Annotated in this window: 19 protein-coding genes; 6 read left to right on the top strand and 13 right to left on the bottom strand. The window is 57.8% G+C overall.

Features of this window, described 5'->3' with window-relative positions:
* Positions 1-58 precede the first annotated feature (58 nt).
* From ACQG22_RS00195 to ltrA, 9 genes are all read right to left on the bottom strand, one after another.
* Complete coding sequence (locus tag ACQG22_RS00195; protein ID WP_013094811.1) at positions 59-1,378, bottom strand: MFS transporter; 1,320 nt, start codon at positions 1,376-1,378, stop codon at positions 59-61.
* Positions 1,371-2,876, bottom strand: coding sequence for a signal transduction histidine-protein kinase/phosphatase UhpB (gene uhpB / locus ACQG22_RS00190; protein ID WP_013094810.1), 1,506 nt, complete (start codon positions 2,874-2,876; stop codon positions 1,371-1,373). The genes ACQG22_RS00195 and uhpB overlap by 8 nt, the downstream gene beginning before the upstream one ends.
* Positions 2,873-3,466, bottom strand: coding sequence for a transcriptional regulator UhpA (uhpA, locus tag ACQG22_RS00185; RefSeq protein WP_013094809.1), 594 nt, complete (start codon positions 3,464-3,466; stop codon positions 2,873-2,875). The genes uhpB and uhpA overlap by 4 nt, the downstream gene beginning before the upstream one ends.
* An 82-nt stretch (positions 3,467-3,548) precedes the next feature.
* Entirely contained in the window at positions 3,549-3,836 is a 288-nt protein-coding gene (ilvN, locus tag ACQG22_RS00180; protein ID WP_001171659.1) for an acetolactate synthase small subunit, read from the bottom strand.
* Positions 3,837-3,839: 3 nt separating this feature from the next.
* Positions 3,840-5,528 carry an acetolactate synthase large subunit gene (gene ilvB / locus ACQG22_RS00175; RefSeq protein WP_045293106.1) on the bottom strand — a complete coding sequence of 563 codons (1,689 nt, stop codon included), beginning with the start codon at positions 5,526-5,528 and terminating at the stop codon, positions 3,840-3,842.
* A gap of 163 nt (positions 5,529-5,691) precedes the next feature.
* Positions 5,692-5,790 carry an ilvB operon leader peptide IvbL gene (gene ivbL / locus ACQG22_RS00170; protein ID WP_071830013.1) on the bottom strand — a complete coding sequence of 33 codons (99 nt, stop codon included), beginning with the start codon at positions 5,788-5,790 and terminating at the stop codon, positions 5,692-5,694.
* Positions 5,791-5,936: 146 nt separating this feature from the next.
* Positions 5,937-6,353, bottom strand: a complete 417-nt coding sequence (locus tag ACQG22_RS00165) for a helix-turn-helix domain-containing protein (RefSeq protein WP_028027984.1) — start codon at positions 6,351-6,353, stop codon at positions 5,937-5,939.
* Positions 6,353-6,667: a type II toxin-antitoxin system HigB family toxin gene (locus ACQG22_RS00160; RefSeq protein WP_020684666.1), complete on the bottom strand. Its 315-nt coding sequence runs from the start codon at positions 6,665-6,667 to the stop codon at positions 6,353-6,355. The genes ACQG22_RS00165 and ACQG22_RS00160 overlap by 1 nt, the downstream gene beginning before the upstream one ends.
* A gap of 325 nt (positions 6,668-6,992) precedes the next feature.
* Entirely contained in the window at positions 6,993-8,480 is a 1,488-nt protein-coding gene (ltrA, locus tag ACQG22_RS00155) for a group II intron reverse transcriptase/maturase (protein ID WP_004178082.1), read from the bottom strand.
* 584 nt (positions 8,481-9,064) lie between these two features.
* Between ltrA and tisB the strand changes: the two genes are divergently transcribed.
* From tisB to emrD, 4 genes are all read left to right on the top strand, one after another.
* A complete protein-coding gene (gene tisB, locus ACQG22_RS00150; protein WP_020684667.1) occupies positions 9,065-9,154 on the top strand; it encodes a type I toxin-antitoxin system toxin TisB in 90 nt (29 codons plus the stop codon).
* Positions 9,155-9,218: 64 nt separating this feature from the next.
* Complete coding sequence (locus ACQG22_RS00145; protein WP_013094803.1) at positions 9,219-9,665, top strand: GNAT family N-acetyltransferase; 447 nt, start codon at positions 9,219-9,221, stop codon at positions 9,663-9,665.
* A gap of 62 nt (positions 9,666-9,727) precedes the next feature.
* The gene (locus tag ACQG22_RS00140; RefSeq protein WP_369706827.1) at positions 9,728-10,561 is read left to right on the top strand and encodes an EamA family transporter; all 834 of its coding nucleotides are present in this window, start codon (positions 9,728-9,730) and stop codon (positions 10,559-10,561) included.
* 175 nt (positions 10,562-10,736) lie between these two features.
* A complete protein-coding gene (emrD, locus tag ACQG22_RS00135) occupies positions 10,737-11,921 on the top strand; it encodes a multidrug efflux MFS transporter EmrD (RefSeq protein ID WP_038420858.1) in 1,185 nt (394 codons plus the stop codon).
* On the opposite strand, the gene ACQG22_RS00130 is transcribed toward emrD, so the two are convergent.
* Both ACQG22_RS00130 and dsdC read right to left on the bottom strand, forming a co-directional pair.
* Entirely contained in the window at positions 11,824-12,912 is a 1,089-nt protein-coding gene (locus tag ACQG22_RS00130; protein WP_032618344.1) for a glycoside hydrolase family 5 protein, read from the bottom strand. The two genes, emrD and ACQG22_RS00130, sit on opposite strands and share 98 nt — an antisense overlap.
* A gap of 84 nt (positions 12,913-12,996) precedes the next feature.
* The gene (dsdC, locus tag ACQG22_RS00125) at positions 12,997-13,923 is read right to left on the bottom strand and encodes a DNA-binding transcriptional regulator DsdC (protein ID WP_038418253.1); all 927 of its coding nucleotides are present in this window, start codon (positions 13,921-13,923) and stop codon (positions 12,997-12,999) included.
* A 204-nt stretch (positions 13,924-14,127) separates the two neighbouring features.
* Here dsdC and dsdX point away from each other — a divergent pair, with 204 nt between their 5' ends.
* Complete coding sequence (dsdX, locus tag ACQG22_RS00120; RefSeq protein ID WP_029881850.1) at positions 14,128-15,465, top strand: D-serine transporter DsdX; 1,338 nt, start codon at positions 14,128-14,130, stop codon at positions 15,463-15,465.
* Positions 15,466-15,482: 17 nt separating this feature from the next.
* Positions 15,483-16,769 (top strand): D-serine ammonia-lyase, encoded by a 1,287-nt coding sequence (gene dsdA / locus ACQG22_RS00115; RefSeq protein ID WP_369706826.1) that lies wholly within the window; start codon positions 15,483-15,485, stop codon positions 16,767-16,769.
* A 32-nt stretch (positions 16,770-16,801) separates the two neighbouring features.
* Here dsdA and ACQG22_RS00110 read toward each other — a convergent pair whose 3' ends face one another.
* Both ACQG22_RS00110 and ACQG22_RS00105 read right to left on the bottom strand, forming a co-directional pair.
* Positions 16,802-17,149 (bottom strand): DUF202 domain-containing protein, encoded by a 348-nt coding sequence (locus tag ACQG22_RS00110; protein ID WP_013094796.1) that lies wholly within the window; start codon positions 17,147-17,149, stop codon positions 16,802-16,804.
* Complete coding sequence (locus ACQG22_RS00105; protein ID WP_013094795.1) at positions 17,139-17,486, bottom strand: YidH family protein; 348 nt, start codon at positions 17,484-17,486, stop codon at positions 17,139-17,141. Before ACQG22_RS00105 ends, ACQG22_RS00110 begins: the two co-directional genes overlap by 11 nt.
* Between the last annotated feature and the right edge of the window lie 86 nt (positions 17,487-17,572).

Genomic DNA, 17,572 nt, shown 5'->3' with positions numbered 1-17,572 from the left:
GGTAAAACCGGGAAAATTTCTTAGTTTTGCGCCACTCGGAGTGAAAAGGTGAGGCGCATCACATCACACTGGCTTCACGCGGCGCCTGCGCATGCAAAAACGGCAGCAGCAGCAGGGCCGATATCCCCGCCGCGATGGCGATCACGGCAAAGAAACCGCTCCAGTGCCAGATGTCGATCACCCGCGCCAGCGGCCAGCCGGAGAGGGACGCGCCCAGGTAGGCGAACAACCCGACGAAGCCCGTCGCCGCACCCGCCGCCTCTTTATGCGAGCATTCTGCCGCCGCCATGCCGATCAGCATCTGCGGGCCAAACACGAAGAAGCCGATGGTAAAGAAGCACGCCGCCTGCATCACGTAGCTGGCGAACGGCATCAGCCACAGCGAACCGACGGAGAGTAAGATTCCTGCCGCAAAGATTAGGTTCATTGGGCCACGGTTGCCGTTGAAGAGCTTATCCGAGCCCCAGCCCGCCACCAGCGCGCCGATAAACCCGCCCAGCTCGAACATCGTCACCGCCGAGTTGGCGGTCACCAGGTCCACCCCCAGCGTCTCGGACATGTACAGGTTACCCCAGTCGTTGATGGCCGCGCGCACCACGTAGACCAGCACGTAGCAAAGCGACAGCAGCCAGATATACGGGTTTAACAGCACGTATTTGGTGAGGATCTCTTTGCGCGTCAGCCCCGCCCCCTCAAGCTGTTGCGCCACTTCCATTTCATCGTGCCGCCAGTCGCCCACCGCGGGCAGCCCCACGGTTTGTGGCCTGTCGCGCAGCCGCCAGCAGAGGAACAACCCGGCCAGGATCGCCAGACCACCGGCAATCATCATCCCCGCGCGCCAGCCGTAGTGCAGCGCCGCTGCGCCCACCACCATTGGGATCAGCGCTCCACCGACGTTATGCGCGGTGTTCCAGATAGCCCACCAGCCGCCGCGCTCGTTGCGCGAATACCACGCCGTGAGCAGGCGGGCGCAGACCGGCGCGCCCCAGCCCTGGAAAAAGGCGTTCAACGCCCACAGCAGGGCAAACGCCCAGAGCGAGGTGGAAAAGCCAAACAGAATGTTCACCACGCCGGTGGCGATTAGCCCAAAACCCATAAAATAGCGGGCGTTGGAGCGGTCGCTGACGATGCCGGAGAAGAACTTCGACAGGCCGTAGGTGATGTAGAACAGCGTCGCCAGCAGGCCGATATCGGTGCGCGTCATCACGCCGCTGGCAAGGATTTCCGGCGCGGCGGCGTTGAAACTTTTGCGGGTAAAGTAGAACAACGCGTAGCCGAGCCAGATAGTGATCAGGATATGACGACGCCAGTAGCGGTAGCGGGCGTCGATCTCCGCTTTGTTGCCTATCGGCGCGGCGTTTGCGGGGGTTTTAAACATGATGGCTCCTTAGCGGCAGGCTGACGCTGACGCGCGTCCCGTGGGTGCAGGAGATATTCAGCGTGCCGCCCAGCGCCTTCACGCGCTCGCGCATGCCCGCCAGGCCAAACCCCTGCTGCCCGGAGCCCGGCGGCAGGCCGCAGCCGTCGTCCTCAATCACCAGCCTGAGGCTTTCATCCTGCTGCCAGCCCTGCAGCGTCACCGCGCTGGCGTTGGCGTGTTTGACGATATTGTTCAGCCCTTCCTGACAGACGCGAAACAGCGTGACGCGCTGGCCTTCACTCAGCAATGATTCATCAATGCGCCAGTCGAGATGGCTGACAATTCCGCGGCTTTCCAGCTCCATCTCGCGCATCAGGGAGCGCACCGCCTGTTCAAGAGAGAGATCGTCCAGCTGGCGCGGACGGAGCCTGCCCAGCAGGCGACGCACCGAATCGTACACGCCAAGAGAGAGCTGTTCGATATGCGCCCCGCCCTGCTTCACTCCGGCGTTATCCGCCGCCAGGCGCTGAACAATGCCCGCCTGGGTGCGAATGGCGGTAATGGTCTGGCCGATGTCGTCGTGCAGTTCGCGCGCCACCTCCTGGCGCACACTCTCTTCGGTCTCCAGCAGACGTTCTGCTAGGCGGCGATTGCGCGACAGTTCGGTTTGCAGGGACTGGTTCAGCTCACGCAGGCGCTGAATACCTGCCCCGAGCAGCAGCCCGGTCAGGCTCTGCGCCAGCAGAGAGAGCAGTAAATCGACCGGGTGATCGTGCCAGGTCTGGCTGGCAATCAGCGCGATGGCGTTCATCAGTGTGGCGATCAGCGCCCCCTGCCAGCCGTAATGCCAGGCGAGAGCAATGATCGGTAGCGCCAGACAAAACGGGGTAAAACGGGAAAGCTCAGCAGGCAGGCCAAGCTGTAGCCACAGGCTCACCACAAACAGCAGCAGATACCAGATGAGATGTCGGGCGCGCCAGTTAACCGGCTGGGAGACCAGCGATGGCCCGAGCGGCTGCCAGACAGTGCTGGTGAGATAGTGCCAGAAAACCAGACAGGTGGGTGCCAGCGTCAGGCCGCCGGTCAGGGTCAGCAGCAGGGCGTTAAGCATCTCCTTTTCGCCTACCCACGGCAGGGATTGCAGCAGCGCGGCGGCAATCAGCGCCGCCCCCTGGCGCAGCAGCGTGCGCCAGTCGCGCTGGTGACGATAGCGGGAAATCAACGCAACCGGGAGGAGCGTGAGCAGGCTTCCGGTCATCAATAAGGGCAGATGCGCGAGGGCGACTTCCTGCGACAACCAGATCAGCATCAACCACTCTGCGCCCAACAAAACCGGCCAGTAGCCGCGCGGGCATTGCAACATCAGCCCCAGACGCAGGCCAAAGGGAAACAGCAGCACCGCCAGCTCCGGGCGTTCCACCAGATGCAGGCTGATGCTCCACAGGCAGAACCAGGCGGCAGAGAAGATAAAAAAGCTGGCAACAACGGCGATCAGCCGCGAAATCAACGGGTTCATTGCCAGCTATCGAACATACGGCGCGCCAGCTCGACGTCGTTGCTGACGCCGAGTTTTTCCATCAGGTTAGCGCGGTGAACGTGCACGGTTTTGGGCGACAAACCCAGTTCGGCGGCAATCTCTTTCACCGCCATCCCCTGAGCGAGTTTTTCTGCCACCTGACGCTCACGCCGGGTAAGCGGATCCTGACGTCCGGCCGCCAGCTTGAGGGCGATATCCGGCGTCAGGTAGCAGCCGCCCGTCGAGACGGTGCGCACAGCGGCGATCAGCTCATCCGGGCTACAGCGTTTTGACAGAAACCCACGCGCACCGGCATTGAGCGCCTGCTCCACCAGCGCCGGGCTGTCATGAACCGAGAGCATGATAATCGCCATCCCTTTCGGTAACTGACTTAGCAGCTCCAGCCCGGAGAGATCCGGCATTGAGATGTCACAGATACAGACCTGTACGCCACGCCCCGGCAGGCCCGCCAGCGCCTCGCGCCCCGAGCCGAACTCTGCCACCACCTGAAAATCCGGTTCGAGGTTTAAAAGCTGGGCAAAGCCGGAGCGAACGATAAGGTGGTCGTCGATGAGAGCGATGGTGGTCATGTCTGTTCCTGCGGTCTGAAAACGCCGGATGGCGCTGCGCTTATCCGGCCTACAAGAGCGAAAGACGCTTACCTTAAGCGATCTATTCGAAGAACACCGCAATTTTGTTAAACATGGTGGGATCGGACTGGTTGCGCGCCACTCTGGTGACGTCTTCCAGCTTGTCGATCTGGGCCATCATCTGCTCCAGACGCTGATCGTCATTGACCAGTAGCCAGATGCGGCTGTGCTCGCTGCCCTGAATCGGCAGACAGAGAATGCCTTCGACGTTAAACGCGCGACGGGCAAACAGCCCGCAGACGTGGGTCATAACGCCAGGGTGGTTGCGGACGGTGAGTTCCAGAATGACGTTTTCATGTTGTTTCTGCATGGCTTATTCCCCCACCATCTCAGTATTTGCCGCACCCGGCGGCACCATCGGATACACTTTTTGTTCAGGGTCGATACGGACGTGGATCAGCGCCGGGCCCGGACGAGAGATCGCCGCCTGCAGCGCTGCGTGGGCGTCCTCTTCTGCGTTCAGATCGCAGGTATGCAGGCCAAAACCGGCGGCAATTTGCATGAAGTTAATCATCCCCGGATAGGTTGCCGCAAACACTCCCTGCTTGTAGAACAGGCTCTGCTGCTGGTGTACCAGCCCCAGCGCCTCGTTGTTCATCAGGATGATTTTAACGTTTAATTGATTTTCGGCCGCGGTGGCCATCTCCTGAATGTTCATCATCAGGCTGCCGTCACCGGAGAAACAAATCACCTTGCGGTCCGGGTTCGCCAGCGCCGCACCAACTGCCGCAGGCAGACCAAAGCCCATGGTTCCCAGACCGCCGGAGGTCAGCCACTGACGCGGACGGTTCAGCGGATAGGCCTGGGCGGTCCACATCTGGTGCTGCCCAACGTCGGTGGTAATAATCGCGCTGTCGTCCACGCAGGCGGCCACGGCGTTAATCAGCCCGTAGTGGCTCAGCGGGTCGCCTTCGGTTGGGATCGCGCCCGGGAACTCGCGTTGCAGATCCGCCACCATCTGACGCCAGTCGGCGCGGTCAGTTGCGTCCGTTTGCGGGATCAGCTGTGCCAGCACGTCGGCCACGTCTCCCTGAATCGCCACGTGCGGTTGTTTGATTTTACCCAGCTCGGCGCGGTCGATATCCACGTGAATGATTTTTGCGTTCGGGCAGAACTGCTCGGTTTTACCAATCGCCCGGTCATCAAAACGCGCGCCCATCACAATCAGCAAATCCGCCTCTTGCAGGATGTAGTTAGTGCTGCGCGCGCCGTGCATGCCCAGCATTCCTAATGACAGCGGGTGTGCTTTGGGCAGCATGCCGAGCGCCATCAGGGTCATGGTGGTAGGCAGGTTGGCTTTTTCAGCGAACTGACGGATTTCATCTGCGGCGTTGATTGCCCCGCCGCCCAGATAGAGCACCGGACGTTTAGCGGCGTTGATCATGGCCGCGGCATCGCGCACGCTCTCAGCGCTGAATTCTGGCGCAGGTGCCCGCTCGCCCGGCTCCGGCAGGACGTCGATCTCAATTTCTGCGGTCTGGACATCCTTAGGAATGTCTATCCACACCGGGCCTGGGCGACCGGACTGCGCAATGCGGAACGCATCGCTGATAACCTGAGGAAGCTCGGTAATATCGCGAACTAAATAGTTATGTTTGGTGATGGGGATAGAGATACCGTAGGTATCCACTTCCTGGAACGCATCGGTACCGATCATTGAGGACGGCACCTGGCCGGTAATGCAAATCAGCGGAATGGAGTCGAGACGCGCGTCGGCGATGGCGGTTACCAGGTTGGTCGCCCCCGGACCGCTACAGGCCATACAGACTGCCGGTTTACCCTGCGTACGCGCCATCCCCTGAGCGATAAAACCCGCTCCCTGCTCGTGACGCGCCAGCACGTGGCGGATCTGCGTGCTTTGGCTTAACGCGTCATACAGCGGCAGCACCGTACCGCCCGGAATACCCGCAACCGTGGTAATGCCCTGTCGTTCCAGTAAATGAACAATCAGCTGCGCGCCTGTAAAACGCGTCTTGGTGGATGTTGTGCCCGAACTTGCCATGCTCCAGTCCTTTTCTTCTGAGCCAGCTTTACGCGTCGTATTTCAGGTTGCAGATGCGTTGGCTGCAACCCGAACTACTTAGCGTATCCGGGAGGGGTCCTAAACGAAAAACCCCGCCCGGTTTGCGCCGGCGGGGTTTTGGATTCGTGTGTTGATCCAGTCCCTACGGCGCATTGCCGACGACCACCACTACACGCACGACGACCACTGCGGCTGGTTGCGCAGTTTTTAGTAGGGTCGCGGTGTTCATGGATGCAGTCATGGGGGACCTGTGTTTGGAATCATTGAATGAATTTATACAAACACAGGTTTTCGGGCGTGACAATGGAAATATTTTCATCTGCGCAAAAATGCGTCAGGGATCACATTTCGTTTGTTGGGTGATGAAAGCAAAAAAGCCGTTTTGCCTTATTCAATAAATAGTGCTGGTGAAACACCAAATCTGGACGCCAGCTTTTTAATATGGTTCAGAGTAAGTTGTCGCTGACCATTAAGAACCCTTGAAACCATTGATTTACTACCAATTTCATCCTGAAAATCAGATGTTGTCAGTTTATACTGATCCATCAAGGTTCTTAAAACCGCGATACCGACAGGCACGAGTTCCATCTCCTTGCGTAACGCGACGATCTCTGGCCGATTGGCTTCGTAACGGCTGATTCTGGCGCACACGATATCCAGCAATGGGCTATTAGGTTCGTTAATAAGCAGATACTCAACCAACTCCAGTGCATCGTTATAATCTTTCTCGCTCGGCTGCTCTCCCAATAGAGGAACGGCCTCAACAAGGGCATGCGTAGCTTTCATTGCATCAGCGACGATCATCATTTCTTCCCCTTAGTGCGATGTTTTTCCGTAAAACGGTCATATTCCTTATGAGTAAAAACATGGCGCACATAAAACTTTTGGCTTTCAAAGAATATGAGAGCCACTACCCTAAGATTGTTGTTCGCAATATCAATAACATAATGCTTATCCAGATACTTGAAGTTATCCAGCGTCGGAAATAGTTTTTTTAACGCAGCAGGTGTTGGGCAATGACTCTTTTCAAGAGTGCGTCCCAAAACGAGGAGTTCTTCCCTGTGCTGCGGAAACTGGATAACCGCATCCAAAATTGCCTTCATCGAGATTAAATGCATACTGCATGCCTGCCGCGTCCGTTGCCATTATGGCAACAATAGCAGTCGTTGCCAATAAGTCAACAAGCATCCCGTTCGGTACAGAAAGCAGAAAACAAAAAACCCCGCCGGAGCGAGGTTTTTTCAGGGTTTTGCGGTTGGTTGCCGCAGAACACACTGTGTTACGTCAACGCACGAAGTATATGCGATCGAAGACGAACGCGCAATTCCGGCACGGATTTTGACGTTTTTGAGTATGGAATGGGTTTCGAATTTTGTCCACAAAATGTCGCGGTAGGGATACCCGTTACCGGATACCCCCCGCACAGATCCCGGCGTGCGCGATTTACGCACCGGGCTCCTGCCTCGGGTGTCTGGCGGTGAACCGCTCCACAGGCCATGGATGAAGAACCCGAACCCTTGGTAGCCATGCGGCTGCCAGTTTGTTTGCTTTCGTCCAGGTCGTATCATCCTTCTGGCTCCTGCGCCTGAGCGCCCGGCGCCAGAGGTTTGTTACGTGTGTCCTGAACTTCTGCATGGTGGGGAAGTTGCCCGGTACCGAGTGATAGTTCAGGTATCCCTGAACCACTCTCCTGAGCCATTTTCCCTGTTCGGGGATTGAGTAATGCCAGCGCCTTCGCAGACCGTCTTTGATGGCTTTCAGAGTTGCCGTCATCCGATCCCGGCGGGTCTTTCGTATCAGCATGAACCTGCCGTTGCGATCTTTCCCGCTGATGTGCGTGAACCCGAGGAAGTTGAACGTTTCTGGTTTGCCTTTTCCCCTGATGGCACGGTTTTCGGCAGCGAAGCGGCCGAACTCCATCAGACGGGTTTTCTCCGGGTGAACCGTGAGTCCGAACTCCCTCAGTCTGCGCTGCATGGCTATACGGAAGCGCCGGGCATCGTATCGTTTGTCGAACCCGATGACGATGTCATCGGCGTATCTGACCATTACCACATTGCCTGTGGCATAGCGACGTCGCCACTGATGCGCCCACAGATCGAAGACGTAGTGGAGGTATATGTTTGCCAGCAGCGGTGAGATGACCGCACCCTGTGGGGTGCCTTCCTCCGTTGCTCGCCATTGACCCTCCTCCGACGTCCCGGCTGTGAGCCACTTACGTATGAGCCTGATTACCCTCCGGTCGCCGATCCGATGCTCTGTGAACCTGATCAGCCATTCGTGGCTCACCCTGTCGAAGAACTGACTGATGTCGGCATCCAGTACCCAGTTTACGTTAGTGCGTACCAGCCCTGTGGCCAGTGCGTCCAGTGCATCGTGCTGGCTTCGCCCGGGTCTGAACCCGTATGAGAACCCCATAAAGTCGTTTTCATAGACTGCGTTCAGGATTTTCACCAGCGCATACTGGACGATCTTGTCCTCCAGCGAGGCGATGCCGAGCGGGCGTTGTTTTCCATCCGCTTTTGGGATGTAGTGACGCCTGCCGGGCTGCGCCCTGTAGCTGCCCTGATGTAGCCTCCGGTGCAGATCTGTTATGTTGTTCTTCATGTTTCCGGCGTAGTCCATCCACCTGATGCCATCCACTCCGGCGGCCGCTTTCCTGCTCAGGGAGAGGAATGCGGCTTCCAGTGCTTCGACTGTCAGCAGGTGGAACAATGCTGTAAACCGTTCTTTCTTCCGCTGCTTCGCAGCTTCCCGCACGCGTGACAGCCTCTGTGACATGCTTTCCCGGCTCTGTGTCCGGCGCATGTGTGGCTGTTCCGCGTTCCCCTTGGCCCCGCTCCTTCGCTCCACTGACTCCGCTCCTTTCGGGTTGTTCGCCTGCTTCGCCGCTACTATGAGCGAGTCCGACTTCTCCTCTCCGTACATCACCGGCTATGACTCCTCGTCTTCCCGGTGCGGGCCATCTCCGACACTGGCAGATGGTCAGAGGGGAGATCTCCCGGTTCCCGCGTAGAGATCGTATTGACATGCCAGGGTCTCAGACCCCGCCGGGTCCATGTGGCACTCGCAGTATCGCACCCTATGATTTTGCCTTCCGTTAACAGTACAACGTCGGCACCCGGTAATTTAATATACATTTCGTGGCTCAATGGCTGGCCTGTCAACACCCCTGTCAACGCTTCGCCCCATACCTCGCGGTATGCAACGCATGACTCGGGGACCTTGTGGATTGCTGGTCCTTCAATGGTCGGGGACTTTCACCCCTTGATCTCTACCGGTCTCCCGGCGCACACTGTTCATACATACAGTATTTATCTATACTGAGGATGTTCGCAGTGAGCGAGGGGGCCGCAGTTCTACCGGCGCAACGAAGTCCTGGCTGAAACGGGTGGTGCCGTCAGTGCCTTAACCCTCTGAAGTGAGCACACTGTGTTACGTCAATCGAGGTGCTGGCAACAGGCGGCGGAAAGGTACGCCAGCATCGTGCTCCTTTTTACCAAAAGGAGACGCGTATGAGCGTAGTGGATATGGTGATACTTATCCTCAAACTCATTGTTGCTGTTCTGCAACTGCTTGATGCTGTCCTGAAATACCTTCGGTGATTCAGGTTCAAGTCGCACCTGAGAGGGGCGGGCAACCGCCCCTCTTTAATAACGAGGGAATGCTATGTCGCGTCTGTTAATTGAACCCATCACGCCGGAAGAGCCCGGGTATATCGCGCTGAAAGCCGAAAGCATCGCGGCGAATTTCAATATGCTGCGCAGGCTGGAAGAGAACTGGCAGCGTGGTGAAAACCGCTTTAACGCGCCGGGTGAAAAGCTGCTGGGTGCCTTTTTAAACGGCAAGCTGGTGGGCGTCTGCGGCCTTAACCGCGATCCGTTCAGCCAGCAGCCGCGTGCCGGACGTATTCGCCATCTTTATGTCAGCGAGAAGTGCCGCGGTCTGGGCATTGGTAAACAGCTGTTAACGGTGGTGATGGCCGATGCCAGCATCTGGTTTGATTTCCTCAATACCCATGCCCCCGATACGGCCTGCGGCTTCTACCGTCGGGCAGGCTTCAGGCTGGTGTCAGACGAGCCACGGGTTACCCATCGTCTCTTTTGCGCGGTGTAGCTGGCTGGCGACATCAGGTCGTGAATGTTACAGTTGAGTGACAATTCACCGCCAAAGACGCCATGACCATCTCCGTTTTCTGTATTTTGCTGTTCGCCGCACTGCTGCATGCCAGCTGGAACGCCATTGTCAAAGCCGGAACGGATAAGCTTTACTCGGCGATCAGCGTTAGCGGCTCCGCCACGCTCATTGCACTGGTTTTATTGCCATTTTCTCCTCAACCCTCCGTAGCCAGCTGGCCATTTTTAGTGATCTCTTGCGCGCTGCAGGTGGTGTACACGGTACTGGTGGCGAAGACGTATCAGGTCTCAGACATGAGCCAGACCTATCCGCTGATGCGCGGAACAGCCCCACTGCTGGTGGCGCTGATCAGCGTGCTGGTGCTCGGGGATAGCCTCTCCTGGCTCGCCTGGGCGGGCATCGGGGTGATCTGCCTGTCGATCCTCGCGATGGCGATGAATGGCCGACTGCAGTCTCGCAAGGGGATCTGGCTGGCACTGCTGAACGCCTGCTTTATCGCCGGCTATACGCTGGTGGACGGAACGGGCGTACGTTTATCGGATACCGCGCTGGGCTATACACTGTGGACGTTCTTTATGAACGGCTTCTGCCTGCTGTGCTGGGCAATGGTGGCGCGACGCCGCGAAGCTTCCAGCTACCTGCGTTTGCACTGGAAAAAGGGGTTGCTCGGCGGGGTGGGAACCATGGGCTCGTATGGCCTGGCCTTATGGGCGATGACGCAGGCTCCGCTGGCGGTTGTCGCTGCGCTGCGTGAAACCTCCATACTCTTCGGTGCGCTGATCGCATTTGTGCTTTTAAAAGAAAAGGTTGCCGGTCTGCGTATCGCTGCCGCGTTGGGTATTGCAGCCGGTGCGATCCTGCTGCGTCTGGCGTAATTCACTGGCAACATTAGTTGCCGTTCTTGTTTACAAAACCTGCCTTAATCCTTTTTTTCATTCATCATAACAATGCTTAATTTGTCATCTCATTGTGGTAGATTCCTCGCGCATTTATGGGAATGCGTAGTCACTTATTCTTCATTTTTCTCATTTGGCAAAAGTATTCAGCGACATGAAAAAACAAAGGAACGTTAACTTATTGTTGATGCTGGTGTTACTGGTGGCCGTCGGTCAGATGGCGCAAACCATCTACATTCCGGCGATTGCCGACATGGCAAAGGAACTCAACGTCCGCGAGGGCGCGGTACAAAGCGTGATGGCCGCCTACCTGCTGACCTATGGCGTTTCGCAGCTGTTCTACGGGCCATTATCCGACCGCATTGGCCGCCGTCCGGTCATTCTGACCGGCATGTGCATTTTCATGGTCGCGACGGTGATTGCTATTACCACCCATAGCCTGACCGTACTAATTGCCGCCAGCGCGCTGCAGGGGGTAGGCACGGGCGTCGGTGGGGTGATGGCGCGTACCTTACCGCGCGATATGTATCAGGGCACGCAACTCCGCCATGCCAACAGCCTGTTGAATATGGGTATTCTGGTCAGCCCGCTGCTGGCACCACTGATTGGCGGCCTGCTGGACACAATGTGGTCCTGGCGCGCCTGCTATGCCTTCCTGCTGGTGCTGTGCGTGATTGTCACCTTCAGTATGGCGCGCTGGATGCCGGAAACCCGTCCCCAGGACGCACCGCGCACGAAGCTTCTCGCCAGCTACAAAACACTGTTCGGCAACGGGGCTTTTACCTGTTACCTGCTGATGCTGATCGGCGGTCTGGCGGGCATTGCGGTGTTCGAAGCCTGCTCCGGCGTACTGCTGGGAGCGGGGCTTGGCCTGAGCAGCATGGTGGTGAGTATTCTGTTTATCCTGCCGATCCCGGCGGCGTTCTTTGGAGCCTGGTTCGCCGGACGTCAGAACAAACGCTTCTCAACGCTGATGTGGCAGTCTGTGATCAGCTGCCTGCTGGCTGGCCTGATGATGTGGATCCCAGGTCTGTTTGGCATAATGACCGTCTGGACGCTGCTGATCCCGGCGGCGCTGTTCTTCTTCGGCGCGGGGATGCTGTTCCCGCTTGCCACCAGCGGCGCCATGGAGCCGTTCCCGTTCCTCGCGGGTACGGCGGGTGCGCTGGTGGGCGGTTTGCAAAACATCGGTTCCGGCGCGCTGGCCTGGCTCTCCGCCATGATGCCGCAAACCGGGCAGGCTAGTTTGGGTTTACTGATGACGCTGATGGGGCTACTGATTTTGCTGTGCTGGCTGCCGCTGGCGTCGCGTGTTCCCCACCACGAGCAGCCTGTTTAACCGCATGATGGCCCGGCTTCTCGCCGGGCTTTTCACACGCCGGGGCAATCATCGCCTCCAGCAGCGGCTCTGGCGCTGGCCGCCAGGCCCCCTCCTCTCCGTCATAAAACTGGAAATCGGCGTTAATCGCGTAGGGTATTTTCGCCTTTTGCAGCTCGCAGGCCATAAACGTGGCAAAGGCCATTTGCGACGCGGTGGGTGTAAAGCGGTTTGACTCCCCCACGCCCCAGCCCCCGACCCAGCTGACGTGTCCGGTTTTTTGTTGCCAGCGCAGCGCCGTCGCGATGCGATTGTGAATCGCCGCTTTCTCCGCCGCCGTACCGGAGGTCCACGGGTATTTGCCGTTATTTTTCAGCGGCCCCCAGGGGAAGATATGCCACTCCGCCAGCAGGAAGTTTTGGCTGTGCGCAGGCAGCTTGAGGCTGGGGAGATCTTCGGGGGCCGCACGCAGGCGGGGAGCGATGAAGATCATCCGGTCCGCATCAATGCTGTGGATGACCTTGATGGTTTTTTCATACACCCGGTTGAGCGAGGCTGCGTTGTGGTTGAGCTTGTCCGCAGGCTCATAAATCAGGTCAAAGCCCAGCAGCGGCGAACGTTTGCCGAAATAGTGCGCCACGGCAATCCACCAGTCGGTAACCTCTTTTTCGTTATCGGCTTTCGGATCGTTTTTATAGCTGTCCGCCTGATACGCGATAATCGGGATCACGCCGTACTGCTCGCAGGCTTCCACCAGCTTACGCAGGTGGATCAGCCGTGCTTCGGTCGGCTCATCGGCCACGCGAATACGCACATGGCTGATGCCTTTCGCGCGGAAGTCGCGTACCACCAGCGGGTCGAATTCCCGTATCCCGCGCTCGGTGCGCGCCCAGTCCACGTCCATACCCACACCCAGCTTTTGCGCATAAAGCGCAGCCGTCAGCGGCGGCTCGGCGGCTATCGCCCAGCCGGAAGAGAGAAGTAAAGCGGTCGCAATAAGAGGCTTTAACACGGCTTACCCTGGATAAATCAAAAGCATTACCTGTATTTAGCACGCTTTTTTGTATTTGGTGTAGCGCCAAAGCGTAATAATTCTTCAGCCTGCCAGTTCTCTTAGCCAGCCAATAAAGGCGTCAATTTTCGGCCACTGACGGCCGGGAAGCGTTGAGATGTAATAGTGCTGATGGCATTTGAGGGTCTTGTTGCCAAACGGGGCGATAAGCTCGCCCCGCTCAAGGCGCTTTTGCACCAGCCGCTTTCTCCCCATCGCCACGCCCACATGATTCATGGCTGCCACTATCGCTAAATCGGAACGATCGAAGCCAATACCCGATGATGACGGCATATTCATCGCAAAATGCTGCGCCCAGCTGAGCCACTCATCCGTACCGGAATCATTACTCCAGGCCTGACGGTCGTGCAGTAACGTGCAGTGGCTGAGGTTATCGGGGTTTTTCAACAGCGCATGCTCGCGGGCATATGCGGGCGAGCAGACGGGCAAAATCTCCTCGTCCATCAAGAAGTGATGAGAAAGGTAGTTTGGCGGCGTATCGTCGAAATAGATGGCCAAATCGATGCCGGTTCGCTGCATATTGACGTACTCATTGCCGGTGAGAATGGTGAGAGATATCGACGGATAACGGCGGGTAAAATCCCCCAGCATGGGGACCAGCCAGCACTGGGCGATTGACGGCCGGGAATACACCGTCAGCGTACCGGACAGCGCCTGGTTTTTAATATCCAGGATCTCCTGATTCAGGGTGTCGAGGGATGATTTTAGGGTCCAGTAAACGCGCTTTCCCTCCTGCGTCAGCTCAACTTTACGGTGCGAGCGGACAAACAGCTGAATGCCCAGCTCCTCTTCCAGCAGGTTGATGCGGTGGCTCACCGCGCTGGGGCTGAGCGACAGTTCCGCCGCCGCCAGCGCGAAGGATTCATGCCGGGCAGCCACTTCAAAAGTGTACATCTTTGACAGTTGCCAGCCATTTAGCAGCCGGTTTCTGACTTCATTCGCATCGGTCATCACAATTCTCACACGTTATTTCTGCGCCCAGCATACCGCCCAGGCATGAATTTATGTGAACCAACAGCGAAATAAGTGCGCTTTTTTGAGTTTAGTCACTCAGTTGATTCAATCTGGCTCACCTGAACGGCAATTTTTATCGTTTGTCAGCTCACGCCGTTTTTTCGTCCAATACCCACAGATGACATAAGGGTGAGGTGAGATATGGGATCGCCGGTCTGGGTTGTGGTAACGCTGCTTGTCAGCATTGTGTTGATTGTTTTAACCATCGTAAAACTGAAGTTTCACCCGTTCCTTGCGCTGCTGCTGGCGAGCTTTTTCGTCGGCGCGATGATGGGGATGAGCCCGCTGGATATGGTGAATGCCATTGAAAGCGGGATTGGCGGTACGCTGGGCTTCCTGGCAGCAGTCATCGGTCTGGGTACCATTCTGGGTAAGATGATGGAAGTCTCCGGTGCGGCGGAGCGCATCGGGATCACCCTACAGCGCTGCCGCTGGCTGTCAGCGGACGTCATTATGGTGCTGGTGGGTCTTATCTGCGGTATTACGCTGTTCGTGGAAGTGGGCGTGGTACTGCTGATCCCACTGGCGTTTTCCATCGCCAAAAAGACGAATACGTCGCTGCTTAAGCTTGCCATTCCGCTCTGTACCGCACTGATGGCGGTGCACTGCGTGGTACCGCCGCATCCGGCTGCGTTGTTTGTCACCAACAAATTAGGTGCGGACGTCGGAACGGTGATTGTTTACGGCCTGCTGGTGGGTCTGGTGGCATCTCTGGTTGGTGGCCCGCTGTTCCTGAAACTGCTCGGCAACCGTCTGCCGTATAAACCGGTTCCGGCAGAATTTTCAGATCTGAAGGTGCGGGAGGAGCATACCCTGCCGTCGCTGGGGGCAACGCTGTTTACGGTGCTGCTGCCGATTGTTCTGATGCTGGTGAAGACCCTCGCTGAGCTCAATATGGCGAAGGAAGGCACGCTGTATACCCTGCTGGAGTTTATCGGCAACCCGATCACGGCAATGTTTATCGCTGTATTTGTCGCCTACTACCTGCTGGGGATCCGCCAGCATATGGGCATGGGCGCAATGCTGACCCATACGGAGCACGGCTTTGGCTCTATCGCGAACATATTGTTGATTATTGGTGCCGGTGGCGCGTTCAACGCTATTCTCAAAACCAGCGGGTTGGCAGATTCGCTGGCGCATATTCTCTCGAACCTGCACATGCATCCGATCCTGCTCGCCTGGCTGGTGGCGCTGGTGCTGCATGCCGCTGTAGGCTCCGCTACGGTCGCGATGATGGGTGCGACCGCAATAGTGGCGCCGATGCTACCGCTCTACCCGAACGTAAGCCCGGAGATCATCACCATTGCCATCGGTTCCGGCGCTATTGGCTGCACGATCGTGACCGATTCGCTCTTCTGGCTGGTCAAGCAATACTGCGGCGCGACCCTGAATGAGACCTTCAAATACTATACGACGGCGACGTTTATCGCCTCGGTGCTTGCACTTGGCGGCACATTCCTGCTTTCTTTCATTATCTGAGCGCGACGAGACGTATTATGGAAAACGCAACTATCACTGCTTTAACCGCACAGTTTCCTCTGGTTGAGGATCTGATGGCTCTGAAAGAGACCACGTGGCTTAACCCGCGAACCACTTCGCTTGCAGAAGGGTTGCCCTATGTCGGGCTGACCAAAGCCGACGTGGACGACGCGCATGCGCGCCTCAACCGCTTCGCGCCGTATCTGGCGAAAGCCTTCCCGGAAACCGCGGCAACGGGCGGGATTATCGAATCTGAGCTGGTTGCTATTCCGGCCATGAAAAAACGGCTGGAGAGAGAATCTGGCAAGGCTCTTCCCGGAACGTTGCTGCTGAAAAAAGACAGTCATCTGCCCATCTCCGGCTCGATTAAAGCGCGCGGCGGCATCTACGAGGTGCTGACCCACGCGGAAAAACTGGCGCTGGAAGCGGGATTGCTGAGCACTGATGATGACTACAGCATCCTGCTGGAACCGCGCTTTAAAGACTTCTTTAGCCAGTACAGCATTGCGGTGGGTTCAACCGGCAACCTGGGAATGTCCATCGGCATCATGAGCGCACGCATCGGCTTTAAGGTGACGGTACATATGTCCGCCGACGCACGCGAGTGGAAGAAAGCCAAACTGCGCAGCCATGGCGTTACCGTCGTGGAATATGAGCAGGATTATGGCGTGGCGGTGGAACAAGGGCGAAAAGCGGCGGAAAACGACCCGAACTGCTTCTTTATCGACGATGAAAACTCCCGCACCCTGTTCCTGGGCTATGCCGTTGCCGGCGAGCGCCTGAAGGCGCAGTTTGCCGAACAGGGCCGTGTGGTGGATGCAGAGCACCCGCTGTATGTCTATCTGCCGTGCGGCGTTGGCGGGGGTCCTGGCGGTGTGGCGTTTGGTCTGAAGCTGGCGTTTGGCGACAACGTTCACTGCTTCTTTGCCGAGCCCACGCACTCCCCGTGCATGCTGCTGGGGGTTTATACCGGCCTGCACGATGAGATTGCCGTGCAGGATCTGGGTATCAACAACGTGACGGCAGCGGACGGGCTGGCGGTCGGACGCGCGTCGGGCTTCGTCGGCCGCGCGATGGAACGTCTGCTCGACGGGTTCTATACCCTTTCCGATCAAAGCATGTACGACATGCTCGGCTGGCTGGCGCAGGAGGAAGGGATTCGTCTGGAGCCATCGGCGCTGGCGGGCATGGCCGGGCCGCTGCGTGTTCAGGCTGATGCCAACGTCATCCATCTGGTGTGGGCGACCGGCGGCGGCATGGTGCCGGAAGACGAGATGGCGAAGTATCTGGCGAAAGGGAAGTAATTATGCCGGGTGGCGGCTGCGCCTTACCCGGCCTACAGGTGCACAATTTGTTGAATGTGAGTTACCGCAAACAGCAGTGATAGCGACAGCACGGCCAGGGCGATGAGGAACTTATCCCGCACCGCCTTCGGCTGCACAAAATCGTCCTGCGCCACGTCCATCACGTTACGGCTGCGGGTATAGCGCCATAAAATGATGGCCACCAGCGCCAGCACAACCAGTGAGATCCAGAAGGGTAGCCCCGTGCGGTGCCAGTTGTGCTTAATCGCCAGGGCAATCAGCGCGCCATACCCCAGCAGCGTGCGCAGCCACGCCAGCGACGTCCGCTCCGGCTGCAGGCCGGGGTCCGCTTCGCGCCGCGCTTTGCGACTATCCGCCATACACCACCAGCACCATCACCACGCCCGCCACTGTCAGCAAAATCGCACTGATGATCAGTAACCCACGCGTATAGGGTAGATCCTGCTTCAGGCGCATCGCCTTTTCGTTACGCAGCCAGCGCAGATAGCCGTAAATCGCCAGTACGCCCGCAAACAGGCACAGCAACAGCGCCAGCACTTCACGAATCAACGGCGTGGCGAAATCGGGCGCGAGCTGATCAAGACCGACGCCGGCGGCCAGAAAGCCCAGCGCGGTACGGATCCACGCCAGATATGTACGTTCATTGGCCAGCGAGAAGCGGTAGTCCGGGGCTTCACCGAGGCGGGAAATTTTCATGAAGGCTCCTTGTCATGCTGCAGGCAGGCTTCAGCATAGCGTAAATCGGCCAGGACAAGGAGACCGGCATCAGGCGATGCCGGTCA

It is taken from the genome of Enterobacter cloacae complex sp. 309I3 (genome assembly GCF_050031595.1).
Lineage (GTDB): Bacteria > Pseudomonadota > Gammaproteobacteria > Enterobacterales > Enterobacteriaceae > Enterobacter > Enterobacter cloacae.
This window is presented reverse-complemented; position numbering and strand designations above follow the sequence as displayed.